Source organism: Streptomyces sp. NPDC033131, from assembly GCF_055578365.1.
On the sequence record NZ_JBVIPA010000005.1, the window covers coordinates 1 to 14,540 of the forward strand.

General features: G+C 72.1%; 10 protein-coding genes. 7 read left to right on the top strand and 3 right to left on the bottom strand.

Annotation, left to right across the window (positions count from 1 at the left end; translation table 11 throughout):
- Nucleotides 1-531, bottom strand: a 531-nt coding sequence (locus ACZ5XS_RS08770) for an alpha/beta hydrolase (protein ID WP_468649162.1), incomplete at its 3' end; no start/stop codon positions are given.
- 189 nt (nucleotides 532-720) lie between these two features.
- Between ACZ5XS_RS08770 and ACZ5XS_RS08775 the strand changes: the two genes are divergently transcribed.
- The gene (locus ACZ5XS_RS08775; RefSeq protein WP_468649164.1) at nucleotides 721-1,173 is read left to right on the top strand and encodes a MarR family winged helix-turn-helix transcriptional regulator; all 453 of its coding nucleotides are present in this window, start codon (nucleotides 721-723) and stop codon (nucleotides 1,171-1,173) included.
- Nucleotides 1,174-1,206: 33 nt separating this feature from the next.
- Here the strand turns inward: ACZ5XS_RS08775 and ACZ5XS_RS08780 are convergent, their stop codons facing one another.
- Nucleotides 1,207-3,519, bottom strand: coding sequence for an ABC transporter permease (locus ACZ5XS_RS08780; protein WP_468649166.1), 2,313 nt, complete (start codon nucleotides 3,517-3,519; stop codon nucleotides 1,207-1,209).
- On the bottom strand, nucleotides 3,516-4,223 hold the full coding sequence (locus ACZ5XS_RS08785; RefSeq protein WP_468649168.1) for an ABC transporter ATP-binding protein: 708 nt from the start codon (nucleotides 4,221-4,223) through the stop codon (nucleotides 3,516-3,518). Before ACZ5XS_RS08785 ends, ACZ5XS_RS08780 begins: the two co-directional genes overlap by 4 nt.
- Before the next feature lie 160 nt (nucleotides 4,224-4,383).
- Here ACZ5XS_RS08785 and ACZ5XS_RS08790 point away from each other — a divergent pair, with 160 nt between their 5' ends.
- The 6 genes from ACZ5XS_RS08790 to ACZ5XS_RS08815 all read left to right on the top strand — a co-directional run bounded on the left by ACZ5XS_RS08790 (nucleotide 4,384) and on the right by ACZ5XS_RS08815 (nucleotide 14,535).
- Entirely contained in the window at nucleotides 4,384-5,241 is an 858-nt protein-coding gene (locus tag ACZ5XS_RS08790) for a sensor histidine kinase (protein ID WP_468649170.1), read from the top strand.
- Nucleotides 5,238-5,921 (top strand): response regulator, encoded by a 684-nt coding sequence (locus tag ACZ5XS_RS08795; RefSeq protein ID WP_468649172.1) that lies wholly within the window; start codon nucleotides 5,238-5,240, stop codon nucleotides 5,919-5,921. Before ACZ5XS_RS08790 ends, ACZ5XS_RS08795 begins: the two co-directional genes overlap by 4 nt.
- 49 nt (nucleotides 5,922-5,970) lie before the next feature.
- The gene (locus ACZ5XS_RS08800; protein ID WP_468649174.1) at nucleotides 5,971-7,677 is read left to right on the top strand and encodes an acyltransferase; all 1,707 of its coding nucleotides are present in this window, start codon (nucleotides 5,971-5,973) and stop codon (nucleotides 7,675-7,677) included.
- A 174-nt stretch (nucleotides 7,678-7,851) separates the two neighbouring features.
- The gene (locus ACZ5XS_RS08805) at nucleotides 7,852-8,910 is read left to right on the top strand and encodes an NAD-dependent epimerase/dehydratase family protein (protein ID WP_468649176.1); all 1,059 of its coding nucleotides are present in this window, start codon (nucleotides 7,852-7,854) and stop codon (nucleotides 8,908-8,910) included.
- 376 nt (nucleotides 8,911-9,286) lie between these two features.
- Nucleotides 9,287-11,194, top strand: coding sequence for a C40 family peptidase (locus ACZ5XS_RS08810; protein ID WP_468649178.1), 1,908 nt, complete (start codon nucleotides 9,287-9,289; stop codon nucleotides 11,192-11,194).
- Between the two features lie 443 nt (nucleotides 11,195-11,637).
- Nucleotides 11,638-14,535, top strand: a complete 2,898-nt coding sequence (locus ACZ5XS_RS08815) for a glycosyl hydrolase 115 family protein (RefSeq protein WP_468649664.1) — start codon at nucleotides 11,638-11,640, stop codon at nucleotides 14,533-14,535.
- Nucleotides 14,536-14,540 lie beyond the last annotated feature (5 nt).

The window sequence follows — 14,540 nt, forward strand, 5'->3', positions numbered from 1 at the left end:
GCCGCGTTCCTTGGCCATCAGGGTCAGTGCGGCGGTCATGTTGCCGCCGACCGAGTCACCGGCGACGGCGATGCGGGTGGCGTCCAGGTTCTGGGCGGCGCCGTGGTCGACGACCCAGCGGGCGACCGCGTAGTTCTGCTCGATGGCGACCGGGTAGCGGGCCTCGGGGGCGAGGTCGTACTCGGGGAAGACCACGGCGGCCCTCGCGCCCACGGCGAGTTCGCGCACCAGCCGGTCGTGGGTGTGGGCGTTGCCGAACACCCAGCCCGCTCCGTGGATGTAGATGATCACCGGCAGGGTTTCCCGGGCGCCCGCGGGCCTGACGACACGGGCCCGGACGCTGCCCGTGGGACCGCCCTGGACGGTGATCCACTCCTCGTCGGTCTCCGGCTTGTCGATCTCGCCGGACTGCACCTCGTCGACCGCCTTGCGGCCCTCCGCGGGCGGGAGGTCGAAGAGGTAGGGCGGATTCGCGGTCGCCTCGGCGAAGGCCTGGGCGGCGGGCTCGAGGACCGGGCGGGTTTCGGTCATGGCGATCTCCTCGGATGGGGTGCCGCGGGCAGGCTCCGGCGGGGGGATCCCGGCCCGGAGAGGCGGCATACAGGGAGAGTAGCGCTCGATTCAGTCGTGCACAACTAATTAGGCCGCGATATTATCGACTGGACTTCAACGCTAGGGTGGTGCGAACAGATGACCAGCACAGGAATCAGGAGCCGACCCGTGAGCACAGCCCCCGAACCGGCCGACGGGTCGCTGCTCCTGGACGACCAGCTCTGCTTCGCCCTGTACGCCGCCTCCCGTGCGGTCACGGCGCGCTACCGGCCGCTGCTGGACGAGCTGGGCCTGACCTATCCGCAGTACCTGGTCATGCTCGTGCTGTGGGAGCAGGACTCGATCTCGGTCCGTGAGCTGGGCGCCTCGCTCCAGTTGGAGTCCAGCACCCTCTCCCCCCTGCTCAAGCGCCTGGAGGCGAACGGCCTGCTGCACCGCGAGCGGCGGGCGGACGACGAGCGCTCGGTCGCCATCCGCCTCAGCGACGCCGGAGCCCGGCTCCGGGACCGCGCGGGTACGGTGCCGCTCGCCATCGGTGACGCCATGGGCCTGACCCCGGAGCAGGACGCCCTGGCCAAGCAACTGCTCCGCCTGCTCACCTCGAACGTCGCCGCCGACTGAGTTCCCGAGGCGCGGGGCGGAGCAGCCGTCCGCCTACTCGTTGTGCAGCACCTCGGCGACCGTCAGCCGTGCCGCTCTGCGCGCCGGGACGTACGCACCCAGGACGGCGATCGCCACGCCCGCCGGGGCCAGGGCGAGCAGCGCGGGCGCCTGCCACACGTCCGTCATGTACGAGGGCAGGGTGATGTCCACGGCCTCCGCCATCCGCGGGACGACCAGCTCGTGGCCGAGCATGCCCAGCGGTATGCCGACCACGGTTCCGAGGGCGCCGAGCACCGCCATCGAGGTCACCGTCATCGCCGTGACCTGCCGTGGCGTCATGCCGATGGACTTGAGCATGCCGAGGTCGCGGCGGCGGTCGCGGGTGTTGAGGACGACCGTGTTGAAGACGCCGAGGGAGGCGACCACGGCGAGCATCACCGTGAGGACCGTCGCCGAGCCGACGATGGTCTGCGTGACGGTGTTGGCGCCGACCGGGTCCGGTCTGATCCCGGGGTCGGCGGCCCGGGCCGCGCGGGCGTAGGCGGCCGAGTCCGTTCCCTCGCGGAGTTTGACGTGGTAGGCGATGGGCTTCTCCTGGGGGGCCAGGGCGGTCAGCGTCGACTGGTCGGTGACGACGAGTCGACGGTCGTTGTGCATGTACTCCCCCACGATCGCCAGCGTCTGGTGCCGGTCACCCTTCTCCAGACGGACGCGGTCGCCGACCCGCAGGTCGTTGTGGCGCAGGAAGGCCGAGCCGGCCACGATCTCGCCGCTCCGGTGCATCCACCGGCCGTCGGTCAGGACGCTGTCCAGCTGTGGCCGGTCGCCCCGGCGGCCTTCGAGCATCACCTTTTGCGCGGAGCCGGCCATGCGCACCTCGACGTCCGCCCTGGCGGTGACCTCGTCGGCGCCCGGCAGGGACCGCAACAGTGACCGGAGCTCGGCGTCGGTGTGCGTCGGCCGGATCTCCTTGCCGTCCTTGTACGTGCCGACGTACACCGTGACCTGGAAGGCGTCGCGGCCCGCCTCGCCGAATCTCGTCATCGACGTGGCCAGGCCACTCGCAAACGTCACGGTGGTCACACCCAGGACCACTGCGGCGAGGGTGAGGGCACTGCGCCCGGGCCGGGCGAACGGCAGGCCGACTCCCAGGCTCACCGAGCGCGGCAGTCTGCTGCTCGCCAGCCGCCGCTGGATGCCCAGGGCGCGCCCGGCCCGCGGGGCGCTGCCCGCGCTGATCGCCCGCGCCGCGGGCAGCCGGTGCGCGCGGGCCGCCGGGGCGAGCGCGGCGAGGAGGCACACGCCGGGCATGCCGAGCAGGGCGAGGACATTCACCCAGGGCGCGATGCCCACGCTGTCGTGGAACACCCCGGCGTCCGGCCCCGTGAAGACGAACTCGAAGAGAGGGCGGGCCACGAGGTTGCCGGCGACGGTGCCGAGGACACAGCCGACGCCCGCGGGGACGGAGATCATCGTGAGGTACACGGCGAGCACCTGTCCCGGGGTGAAGCCGAGGGCCTTGAGGATGCCGATGTGCCGGAAGCCGGAGATCACCGCGCCGCTGACGACGTTGGCGACGATGAGCACCGCCACGACGATGCCGAGGATGCCGAAGGCCATCAGGTAGGGCGTGAACGCGCGGGCGGAACCGCCGATCTGCTGCTTGAGGGTGAGGTACGACTGCGAGGCGGTCAGCGCGCCCTGCGGCAGCCCGTCGGTGACGGCGGCCAGGTTCGCGCGGAGCCGGTCCTGCGAGGAGGCGTCCGTGAAGCGGAAGAGCATCTGCGTGGTGGTGGGGTGCAGGGCCGTGATCTGCTCGGGGGCGACCCAGGCGTCCGCGGTCCGGCCGAGGTCGAAGGCGAACCCGACGACGGTGAGGTCCGGGCCCGCGGGCACCCGGAGCTTCTTGCCGAGGTCGTCCGCGGTCCAGTCGGGCTGCCGGTTCAGGACGACCTCGCCCGGCCCGGTGGCCCAGCGCCCCGCCCACAGGTCCAGTCGGCCCACCGGGCCCGCCGGGTCGTCGCGGCCCACGACGGTGAGCTCGCCGCCGAGGCCGAAGTCCATGGTCCCGCGCGGCAGTTCGACCGCGGCCTGGGCGAAGGGCCCGGCGGCGGCCTCGACGCCGGGCTGCCGGGCCGCCCGCGCCAGCTCCGCGTCCGAGACCCTGGAGGGATCGAAGGCGGCGGTGACATGCGCGCCGCGCTGCTTACCGAAGGCCTTGTCGAAGGGTGCGGAGGCCGCGTCGACCAGGCCGAGCGCCACCACGATCGCCGCCGTCGAGGTCAGCGTGACCAGGGCGATGACGAGGGTCTGGAGTCTGCGCCGCCGCACCGCCGCGCGGGCGGCCCGCCACACCGCCCTCATGCGGACGGCTCCAGGCTGTGCTCGCCGGTCACCCGGCCGTCGGCGAACTCGACCAGCCGGCTGGCGCAGCGCCGGGCCAGTTGGTCGTCGTGGGTCACCAGGATCAGGGTCTGGCCGATCTGGTTGAGGTCGAGCAGCAGGTCCATCACCTGTTCGCCGGCGCGGCTGTCCAGGGCGCCGGTCGGCTCGTCGGCCAGCAGCAGGGCCGGACGGTTCATCAACGCCCTGGCCACGGCGACGCGTTGCCGCTCGCCGCCGCTGAGCACCGCCGGATAGGCGTTGCGGCGGTCCGCGATGCCGAGTTCGTCGAAGAGCTCCAGGGCGCGTCGGCGGGCCTGCCGCGCCGGCGTGCCGGTCAGCTGCGCGGCCAGCGCCACGTTGTCGAGCGCCGACAGGTCGTCGACGAGGTTGAAGAACTGGAAGATCATGCCGATGCGGCGGCGCCGGTACAGGGCGAGGCCCTTCTCGCTCAACTCCCCCACGTTCTCGCCGTGCACGACGACCGTGCCGCCGGTCGGCCGGTCCAACCCGGCGATCATGTTGAGGAAGGTGGACTTCCCGCACCCCGAGGGCCCCATCACGGCGACCGCCTCCCCCGCCCGGATCTCCAGCGACACTCCGTCCAGCGCGGTCGTCTCGCCGTACTCCTTGCGCACTCCGTCGAGTCGTACGACGGCCTCTCCCCTGTTCTCCCCAGTGATCATGTGCTCTCCTCGGTGATCATGCGGAAGACGCTACGGAGGGTACGACGGCCTGAACATCCCTCCACGGATGGCACATCGGGCGCCCGCTCATCCTGGAGATGCAGGGCCCTCGATCCACAGGCTGATGCGGATCCCGTGCCGGTCTGCCAAGGTGAGGCCCGTGGCGAACGGGGAGACGAACGCGCTGATGGCGGCGCTGGGGGTGGCGTGCGCGGCGGCCGTCGGGCTGGCGGTCGCGCTGTGGCGTACGCGGCGCCGGTGGCAGGCGGCCGTCGGGGAGCGCGGCTGGCTGCTGGAGCGGGAGCGGGAGAGCGCCGCGCGGTCCGCCGTCGCGGCCGAACGCGACCGCATCGCAAGGGAGTTGCACGACATCGTCAGTCACAATGTCAGCCTGATGGTGGTGCAGGCCGGGGCGGCCCGCGAGGTGCTGGGCACGATGCCGGACGAGGCCGCGGCAGCGCTGCGGGCGGTGGAGGAGGCGGGACGCGGTGCGATGACCGATCTACGGCATCTGCTGGGGCTGTTGGCTCCGTCGGCGAGCGGCGAGGACGTGGATCCCGGCCCTGTCGGCGACGCCGGCGACTCGGTGGAGCTGGCTCCGCAGCCCGGCCTCGACCGGCTCGGCCCGCTCGTCGACCGGGTCTCCTTCGCCGGGCTGCCCGTGGAGGTGCGGATCTCGGGTGAGCCGCGCCCGCTACCGCAGGGGATCGACGTGACCGCGTACCGGATCGTCCAGGAGGCGCTGACCAACGCGCTCAGACACGGCGACGGAGGAAAAGCCGAGGTCACCGTGCGGTACGCGGACCACGCGCTGCGCGTGGAGGTCCTGAACTCCGGCCCGAGCGTCCTGACCGGCGCCGCGCCCGCGCGGACGGCACCCCGGCACCCGGACGGCACCGGACGCGGACTGCTCGGCCTGCGCGAGCGGGTCGCGGTCTACGGCGGCGACCTGGACGCCCGGCGCCGGCTCGGCGGCGGCTACCGGGTCAGGGCGCGCATCCCCCTGGACCGCCCGTGACGACGGCCGAGCGGACGCCCCGCGTGCTCATCGCCGACGACCAGAACCTGATCCGCACCGGCTTCCGACTGATCCTGAACGCGCGGGGCATAGAGGTGGTCGGCGAGGCGGCCGACGGCGCCGAGGCGGTGGCGATGGCCCGCGAACTCGGCCCGGACGTCGTGCTGATGGACATCCGCATGCCGAACGTGGACGGCCTGGAGGCCACCCGCCGCATCCTGGCACACGCCCCGCACTGCCGGGTGCTGATGCTGACCACCTTCGACCTGGACCGCTATGTCTACACCGCGCTGTCCCTCGGGGCGAGCGGCTTCCTGCTGAAGGACGTCACCCCCGAACACCTGGCGGCGGCCGTACGGCTGGTCGACACGGGTGACGCCCTGTTGGCCCCGTCCATCACCCGGCGCCTGGTGGAACGCTTCGCCTCGCACGGCGACCGTCCCGGCGTCGCGCCCGCGGATCTCGCCGCTCTGACGCCTCGCGAACTGGAGGTCCTGACCCTGCTGGGCCGCGGCCTGTCCAACACCGAGCTCGCCGCCGAACTGACCCTGAGCGAGGCCACGGTGAAGTCGCACGTGGCCCGCATCTTCGCCAAGCTGGCCCTGCGCGACCGCGCCCAGGCCGTCGTCCTGGCGTATGAGACGGGGCTGGTCAGGCCGGGCGGGCTGCCGGACCGGTGAGACTCACGGACCCTTCCGGTGAAGTACCGGGACGCTTAGCGTACGGCCCATGGATCACCAGGAGCCGTCCGTACGGCACTTCGACCACTGCCCCTGGCTGTTCGCGGGGGAGGCGACCGAGGAGCAGCGCCTCGCCCAGCGGGAACGGCAGCGGGCGATCGGCGGGGACGTCGAGATCGGCGAGCGGTGCTACGTCGCCGAGTCGGCTGCCGTGTTCCCGGACCGGCTGCGGCTCGGGGCCGGCTCGTACATCGCCGCCCACGCCTATGTCACCGGGGAGTTGGCCGCCGGCGCGGACTGCACGCTGAATCCGTTCACCACCGTGCGAGGTGCCGTGGCACTGGGCGACGGTGTACGGATCGGGGCCCACACCTCGCTGCTCGGATTCAACCACTCCATGGACCCCGACCGGCCGGTCCACCGGCAACCGCTCACCAGCAGCGGGATCAAGGTCGGGGACGACGTGTGGATCGGCTCGCACGTGGTCGTGGTGGACGGCGTGACCCTCGGCGACCACTGTGTGATCGGCGCGGGAGCGGTCGTCACGAAGGACCTTCCGGCGTGGACGGTGGCCGCGGGGAATCCGGCCCGCCCGATCCGTGACCGCCGGGACACCGCGCCGGCCCCTGCGGGCGGCACGGATCTCAGCCGCTTCGCCGACACCGCCCGCGCCCAGGCTCCCGGCCTGCTGGCCCGCTGCTGGGACGGCGAGCGGTACGTCGACCGTCCCGGCGCCGCGCCCACCGTCCGGGCGCACTGCGACGCCGTGGAGATCGCCGACCTGCTGCTGGGCTCCGCCCCGGGGCAGTTGACGGCCGACGAGCACAGCGGGCGCCTGGCCGCGCTCCAGGACCCGGCGACCGGGTTGGTGCCCGAGTTCGGCGCGTCCCTGCCGGACGACGGCTTTCCCGGCGAGGGAGCGGCGCTCTACCACGTCCTGTGCGTCGGCTACGCGCTGGACCTGCTGGGCGTGGCCCTCCCCCATCCGGTGCGGGGGGTCCAGGACATGACGGCCTCTCAACTCGTCGCACGGCTGGACGAGTTGCCCTGGCGGGACAACGCATGGGGCGCCGGAGCCTGGATCGACGCCTGGGCCACGGCCGCCCACGGGAACCTGCGGCGCCCTCACGGTGGCGGAACGCAGCCCGGAGCGCTGGAGGCGCTGTTCGGCTGGCTGCTCACCCGTGCCGACCCCTGGACGGGGATGTGGGGCGTCCTCTCACCAGGCGCAGGGCGACTGCAGGTGGTCAACGGCTACTACCGGCTGACGCGCGGGTCGTTCGCCCAGTTCGGACTGCCCGTGCCCCACCCGGAGCGAGTCGTGGACGCCGTCCTGGACCACGCCCGGGACACCCGGTACTTCGGGGCGGGCCAGGAGAACGCCTGCAACGTGCTGGACGTCGCCCACCCCTTGTGGCTGTGCACACGACAGCTCGGGACGGGCTCCGGGGCCGCCGGCTACCGCACCGCCGAGATCCGGGCCTGGGCCGAGCGGCAGCTTGCCCTCGCCCTCACCCGATGGCGGGACGGCCGCGGCTTCGGCTTCGGCTTCGGCTTCGGCCCGGGCACGGTGGGCCCGGGCCCGGAACCGGGCCTCCAGAGCACCGAGATGTGGCTGGCCATCGTCTGGCTCCTGGCCGACCTGCTGGGCCGCTCCGACGAACTCGGCTACCGCCCCCGCGGCATCCACCGGCCCGAGGCGGCCCGCAAAGGTGCCGAGGACCACAGACACCCGGAGCAGGGGCTGCGGCTCTGACGCCGACATCAGGACAGAACACCCACGGCGAACCCACATGCCTTCCCGTAGCCACCGACAACGATCACAACTCGGCCATTGATGTTCCCTTCCGGAAGGGCATGCCCGACTCTGGCCGGGGGCACGGATCGCGTGCCCCCGGGCGTACCGGTGAGCGGGACTGAGGAGTGAGGCGTGGGCAAAGGCGGGGCGACGGTCGTCGCGGTGACCGGCGGCAGTGGTTTTGTCGGCAGTCATCTGGTCCGACGGCTGTTGGAGCGTGGCTACGCGGTGCGCACCACCGTGCGGAGCCTCGCACACACGGTGAAGGTCAGGCCGCTGCGGGAGATGCAGGAGGAGTTCCCGGGCCTGCTGGACCTGTTCGAGGCGGACCTGCTGCGCGAGGGGTCCTTCGACGACGCGATCCGCGGCTGCCGGGTGGTCTTCCATGTGGCGTCGCCGTTCCTCATGCCGGAGAAGATCAAGGACGGCCGACGGGACATGGTGGACCCGGCCCTGCTCGGCACCCGCAACGTGCTGGCGAGCCTGGAGAGAACGCCGACGGTCGAGCGACTGGTCTTCACCTCCACCGTCGGCGCCATCTTCGGCGACTACGCCGACGTGCTGGCCATGGACGGCCAGGTGCTCTCGGAGAAGTACTTCAACACCACCAGCACGGTGCGGAACAACCCCTACCACTACGCGAAGACGGTCGCGGAACGCGCGGCGTGGGAGGCGGAGGCCGCCCAGGACCGCTGGCGCATGGTCTCCGTCAACCCCGGCCTGATCCTGGGCCCTTCCCTCTCCCCCGCGTCGGAGTCCGGCAGCCTCTTCCTGCTGGAGGAACTGTTCAAGGGCTACTTCTTCTACGGAGCACCGGACTTCGCCTTCACGACGGCCGACGTGCGGGAGGTGGCCGACGCGCACATCGCGGCGGCCGAGAACCCCGACGCGAAAGGGCGCTACATCGTCGCGGCCGAGACGATGACGTCGTTCCACGAGATGTCCCGCATCATCCGGGCGCGGCACCCCCGTGCCGTGCGCCTGCCGCGCACCGCGCTCCCGCACTGGCCGGTACGCGTCCTCGGCCCCGCCTTCGGCCTGACCCAGGACTACATCCGGGCGCACCTCGGCATCCGCTTCCGGGTGGACAACAGCAGGAGCGTGCGCGAACTCGGCATCAGCTACCGCCCTGTCGAGCAGACGGTGCTGGACCACTACGAGGCCTGGCAGGGGCAGCGGGCCGCGCGCTGACCGGCGTCGCGTCAGGGGCGGGCGCCGGGCTTGTCCACGCCCGGAACGAGTTCACGCACCGACGCAGGTCCGCCGGAGGCCCGTTGGAGGCCCGTTGGAGGCCCGTCGGAGCAACACGACGAAGGTCACAGTTACGTATCGGGCATTTCACCCTTCAATCTTCACACCAGTCACACAAGTTGGTTAAGTTGGCCGCCTGACCGCACGACTTCCTCCGGCGAACCCCGCCGTGTCGCGCGTTTCTTGGTCGAGTCACCCTCTGACCGGGCCCACCAGCCGCTTCGGCTAGCGGAGTTCGGGCACGGGTTACGGAAGGAGTACGTCTTCCATGGCGCCGGAGCGAACCCCGCGACCCGGAGGGATCAACCTCCCGGGCATGCGCAACTCCGCACTCGCCACGGCGGCTCTCACCTCCGTGGCCCTCCTCTCCCAGACCGCGAGCGCCACTCCCGCGACCGGGGACGACGGACCGAGCCGCGAAGAGGTCCGGCAGCGGGTCGACAACCTCTACAACCGGGCCGAGAGCGACACCGGGACCTTCAACGCGACCCGCGCGGCAGCGATCCCCCGCCAACGCGCCGGTTCGCCCGCCGATGCCGGGCGAGGGGGCGCGGGAGCGGGCCCGGTCACCGACGGCGGTCGCGGACGCGTCGACGCCCGGACCGACGACGCGCGCAGGCAGGCCGATCCCGCCATCACCGACGTCGCCCGGCAGTGGTTCGACGTGGCACGTGCCAAGCTGGGTCCGACCGTTCCGGCAGCCCTGCCGACCGACCGGAGACAGGCCCCACCGGCCGCCGCCCGGCCCGCGCGCCCGGTGGCCGCCCCCGGCATCCCCGCCCCGGCGGCTGCCGACCGCTCCACCCCGGAGCTGACCGCCGGGTCCACACCGGCACTGCCGTCCACGCCCGTGGCGCAGTCGGACACTGGGCAGCAGGCGGCTCCCAGGGCACTGCCCGCCGCCGCGGCCGAGTCGGGGCAGTCCTCGCTGCGGACCTCGAAGGAACGCATCCAGCGCCAACTCGCCACAGCCCGCGACCTGCTGGCCACGCGCACCGCTCAGGCAGCCCAGCCGAGCACGTCGCTCACGGCGATCGGGTCCGGCCCGGCCGAGGACATATGGCCCGCCCCGGCCCCGGAGACCCGCCTCGACCCCGACCCTCTCTGGCAGCAACAGCAGCCGCTCGCCACGGAGACATCCCTTGCCATGGACCTGCCGCTCAGCACGGGCACGTCCTTCACCATGGAGACGCCGCCGGCCACGGATCCGTTCACCGCGCAGGGTGCTCCGCTGACCTCGAACTCGTCCTTCGGTGCGGGCACGTCCTTCGCCATGGAAACGCCGCCGGCCACGGACCCGTTCACCGCGCAGGGTGCTCCGCTGACCTCGAACTCGTCCTTCGGTGCGGGCACGTCCTTCGGCGCGGGGACGTCCTTCGCCATGGAAACGCCGCCGGCCACGGACCCGTTCACCACCACGGGCGCACCCCTGACCTCCAACACGTCCTTCGGCGCAGGCACGTCCTTCGCCATGGAGACGCCGGCGGCCACGGACCCGTTCACCACCGCGGCGACGCCTCCCCCCATGGGCGCTCAGCTCACCGCCAACACGCCCCTCGCCACGAACTCGCCCCTGGTGGACGCGTCGCCCTCCATGGACGCGTCCATCGCCATGGCGCCCCCCACGGCCGCTCCGCTCCCCCCGTCCACGCCGCTGCCCTCGGACGCGTCCCTCACGTTCGCCACCCCCGCCACGGCCGCGCCCACCACCGCACAGCCGCCCTTCGGCACCACCGCGCCTTTCCCCACGGCCGCGCCCTTCCAGCCGGACGGCACCTCCGGCGCGGGCATCCCCCTCGCCCCCGCAGCACCGGCAGCACCGGCACCGGTCGGCCTCACCCAGGCACCGGAAGCCCCGGCCCACGAGCCCAAGGCCTCCCGCGCGCTCGCCTTCGCCCGCGCCCAGATCGGCAAGCCGTGCGTCTGGGGCGCGGCCGGCCCGGGCTCGTACGACAACGCCGGCCTCATCCAGGCCGCCTGGCGGGCCGCCGGCGTCGACCTTCCCCGCGCCACACTCGCCCAGGCGGCCTCCGGCACGCTGGTGCCCCTTGCCGACACGCGCCTCGGCGACCTGGTCTTCTTCTACGACGACCTCAGCCACGTGGGCCTCTACATCGGCAACGGCACGATGATCCACGCGCCGGGCCCGGGGGCGTACATCCGCGAGGAATCCGTCTTCTACGCAGGGGAGTCGGCGATCCGCGGCGCGGTACGGCCCGCCTGAACGTCCGCAGGAACGCAGACGCGACGCGCCGGACCGGCCCCAGCAAGGCCGGCATCGCCGCACCTGCCGCACCCGCCGCACGAGTGCGGCAGCAACAATGCCGGTCGCATCCAACCGACCCCCGTCATCCCGGGCGCCTCAGACGCCTGTCCGCTCCCCCGTCGGCACTCCGGTCACGCACGACTCTGGACGCCTCGTCCGGCCCTGGCCTAAAGTGCGACAGCAAGCGCTTTCTAAGCACTTTCCCACCTGCGCATGACCACGCAAGCGTTCCACTTCCGTCGCTCTTCGGCCTACTCCCCAGCCCCTGCGCCCAGCCCTGCCGGACGGTCCGCACCAGGGGCCGCCGAGGGTGCCCCGGGGCGGAAAGGAAGCGTCTCGTGCCGCACAACGAACCGCAGGGTTCCTCGCAGTCATGGACCCGCAAGTCGTTCCTGCGCGGAATGACGGCTGTCGGGGTCACCCCATTGCTCCCGGGGGTCTTTCCCACGACCGCCCGGGCCGCCGAGGCCGCCCCCTCGCACCGCCCGGCCTTCCCCCTCGTCCAGGGCGGCGTCGCCGCGGACGTGTTCGTGGACGCGGCGGACGACCATGCCGTGGTCCGCGCGGCCGGGGACCTGCCCGCCGACATCGAACGGGTCAGCGGCGTACGGCCGCGGTTGCTGCACTCCCTGCCCGAACGGGCGACGCACCTGGTCCTGGTGGGCACGCTCGGCGCCAGTCCCGTCATCGACCGGCTCGTCGCGGACCGGCGTCTGGACGTGTCCGGGGTGAAGGGGCGCTGGGAGGCGTCGGTGACCCAGGTGGTCGAGCGCCCCTTACCGGGAGTGGACCGCGCCCTGGTGATCGCGGGCAGCGACCGGCGGGGCACCGTCTACGGTGTGTACGACACCTCGGAGCGCATCGGCGTCTCCCCCTGGTACTGGTGGGCCGACGTGCCCGTCGTACACCGCGACACCGTGACGGTGCCTGCGGGACCCCTCAAACGGCGTGAACCCTCCGTCCGCTATCGGGGCATTTTCATCAACGACGAGCAGAACCTCACCACTTGGTCGCGTCGCACCCAGGAGCCGGACAAGAACATCGGCCCCGAGACGTACAAACGCGTCTTCGAACTGCTGCTCCGTCTGAAGGCCAACTACCTGTGGCCGGCCATGCATCCGTACTCCGACTTCTTCAACAAGCACCGCGACAACCCGCAACTCGCCGACCTCTACGGCATCGTCGTCGGCTCCAGTCACCCGGAGGCTCTGCTGCGCAACGGCGTCCACGAGTGGGAGCCGTGGGCGAAGGAGCATCCCGGCGCGGACGGCACCCTGCCCCTCTACGACTACACGGTGAACCCGGGTGTCATCTCCGACTACTGGAGAGCCAGAGCGCGGCAGAACGCGTCGTACGAGAGCAGCTGGACGCTCGGCATGCGCGGGCTGCACGACTCCGCGCTGGAGACGAAGCACGCGACGACCATTCCGGAGAAGGTCGTGGTGATGAACGACATCATCGCGGACCAGCGCCGGATCCTGGCCGAGGAGGTCGGTGCGGCGGCCGAGCCGCAGATCTTCATTCCGTACAAGGAGGTCCTGGACCTGTACAACGCGGGTGTGCGGGTCCCCGACGACGTCACGCTGATCTGGCCGGATGACAACCACGGCAACATGCGCCAGCTGCCGAACGAGGCGGAGCGCGTCCGCGCGGGCGGCAACGGCATCTACTACCACCTCTCCTACTGGGGCCGTCCGCGCAGCTATCTGTGGCTGGACACCACCCAACTGTCCAAGGTGTGGCAGGAGTTGCGCCGGGTGTACGAGCACGGCGCCGACCGGATGTGGATCTTCAACGTCGGTGACGTGAAGTCGATCGAGACCGGGCTGTCCTTCTCCATGGACATGGCCTGGGACGTGGACCGGTGGGACGCCGACGAGGTCGAGGGCTTCCTGGCCGAATGGGCCGGGCGGCAGTTCGGGCGCCGCCACGGACCGGAGATCGCCGCGATCCGTACCGAGTACTACCGGCTCGCCGCCGAGCGGCGCCCGGAGTTCATCGACCGCACCATGTTCTCCGTCATCCACCACGGTGACGAGGCCGGGCGCCGGACGGACGCCTACGGCCGGCTGCTGGAGCGCACCCGGGTCTTGGGCGCCATGCTGCCCGAGGCCTACCGGGACGCCTACTACGAGCTGGTCGAGTACCCGGTGCACGGGGCGTACTTGATGAACCTCAAGTACTACTGGGCGGACCGCAACGCACTCGCCGTGCGGCAGGGGCAGGGGGCCGGCGCGAACCGCTTCGCGGACCTGGCCGAGGCGGCCCACGCCGAGGAAGCGGCGATCACCAAGCGGTACAACACCGAGGTGGCGGGCGGGAAGTGGGACGGGATCGTCAATCCGTACCCCTCCCAGATCCCGAAGGCGCCGGGCCGGCCGGCCGTCACCAGGGTCGCCCGGAAGGAGACCTCGGGGCTCGGGGTGGCGGCCGAGGGGAACGAGACCGGGGTGGACCGGCCGCTGTCCTTCTCCTCCTACACCCGCGGCCGGCGTTTCGTGGACGTCTTCAACACCGGCTTCCTGAGCGTGGACTGGGCGGCCGAGGCCGGTCACCCGTGGATCCGGCTGAGCACGACGGGCGGCACGATCACCGAGCAGACCCGGGTGTGGGTGGAGATCGACTGGGCGCGCGTTCCCGAAGGGGCGCAGGAGTCCACGGTCGTCGTCACCGGTGCGGGCCGGCGTGTCGAGGTGCCGTTGCGGGTGGTCAACGACGGGGAGCGGGCTCGCCGGCGGGCCCGCGGGTTCGTCGAGGCGCACGGATACGTGTCGATCGACGCCGTGCACTTCGAGCACCGGGTGGCGCGCGGCGGATCCCGCTGGCGGACCGTGCGCGGGCTGGGCCGCCGTTCGGGTGCGGTGGAGGCGGTGCCGTCGACGGCCGCACCGGTCACCGGGGACTTCGCCGCCCGGGCACCGGAGTTGCGGTACCGGGTGCGTTTCGCGAGCGCCGGGAGCTTCCCGGTCACCGTCTTCCGGCTGCCCTCCCTGGACGAACGCGGTCACCGCCGGATCGCCGTCGCCCTCGACGACCAGCCGGTCGCCGTGCTGTCCGGACAGTCCGTCGCCACCGGCAACCGCGGCGACGCCTGGGCCCGCAACGTGGAGGAGGGAATCGAGAAGCTGACCGCCACCATCACCGTCACCGAACCCGGCGAACACGTCCTGCGGCTCTTCATGGTCGACCCGTCGATCGCGGTGGACCAGATCGTCGTCGACACCGGCGGCCTGCCCGCCACCTATCTCGCGCCGCCGGAGAGCTATCACCCGGTGTTCAACCCCGATCCCCACCTCTGATTGCC

What these genes read in the sequence shown, in the direction of transcription:
- ACZ5XS_RS08780 (WP_468649166.1), bottom strand. Translation starts at nt 3,519, where the DNA reads ATGAGGGCGGTGTGGCGGGCCGCCCGCGCGGCGGTGCGGCGGCGCAGA.
- ACZ5XS_RS08785 (WP_468649168.1), bottom strand. Translation starts at nt 4,223, where the DNA reads ATGATCACTGGGGAGAACAGGGGAGAGGCCGTCGTACGACTCGACGGA.
- ACZ5XS_RS08800 (WP_468649174.1), top strand. Translation starts at nt 5,971, where the DNA reads ATGGATCACCAGGAGCCGTCCGTACGGCACTTCGACCACTGCCCCTGG.
- ACZ5XS_RS08810 (WP_468649178.1), top strand. Translation starts at nt 9,287, where the DNA reads ATGCGCAACTCCGCACTCGCCACGGCGGCTCTCACCTCCGTGGCCCTC.
- ACZ5XS_RS08815 (WP_468649664.1), top strand. Translation starts at nt 11,638, where the DNA reads ATGACGGCTGTCGGGGTCACCCCATTGCTCCCGGGGGTCTTTCCCACG.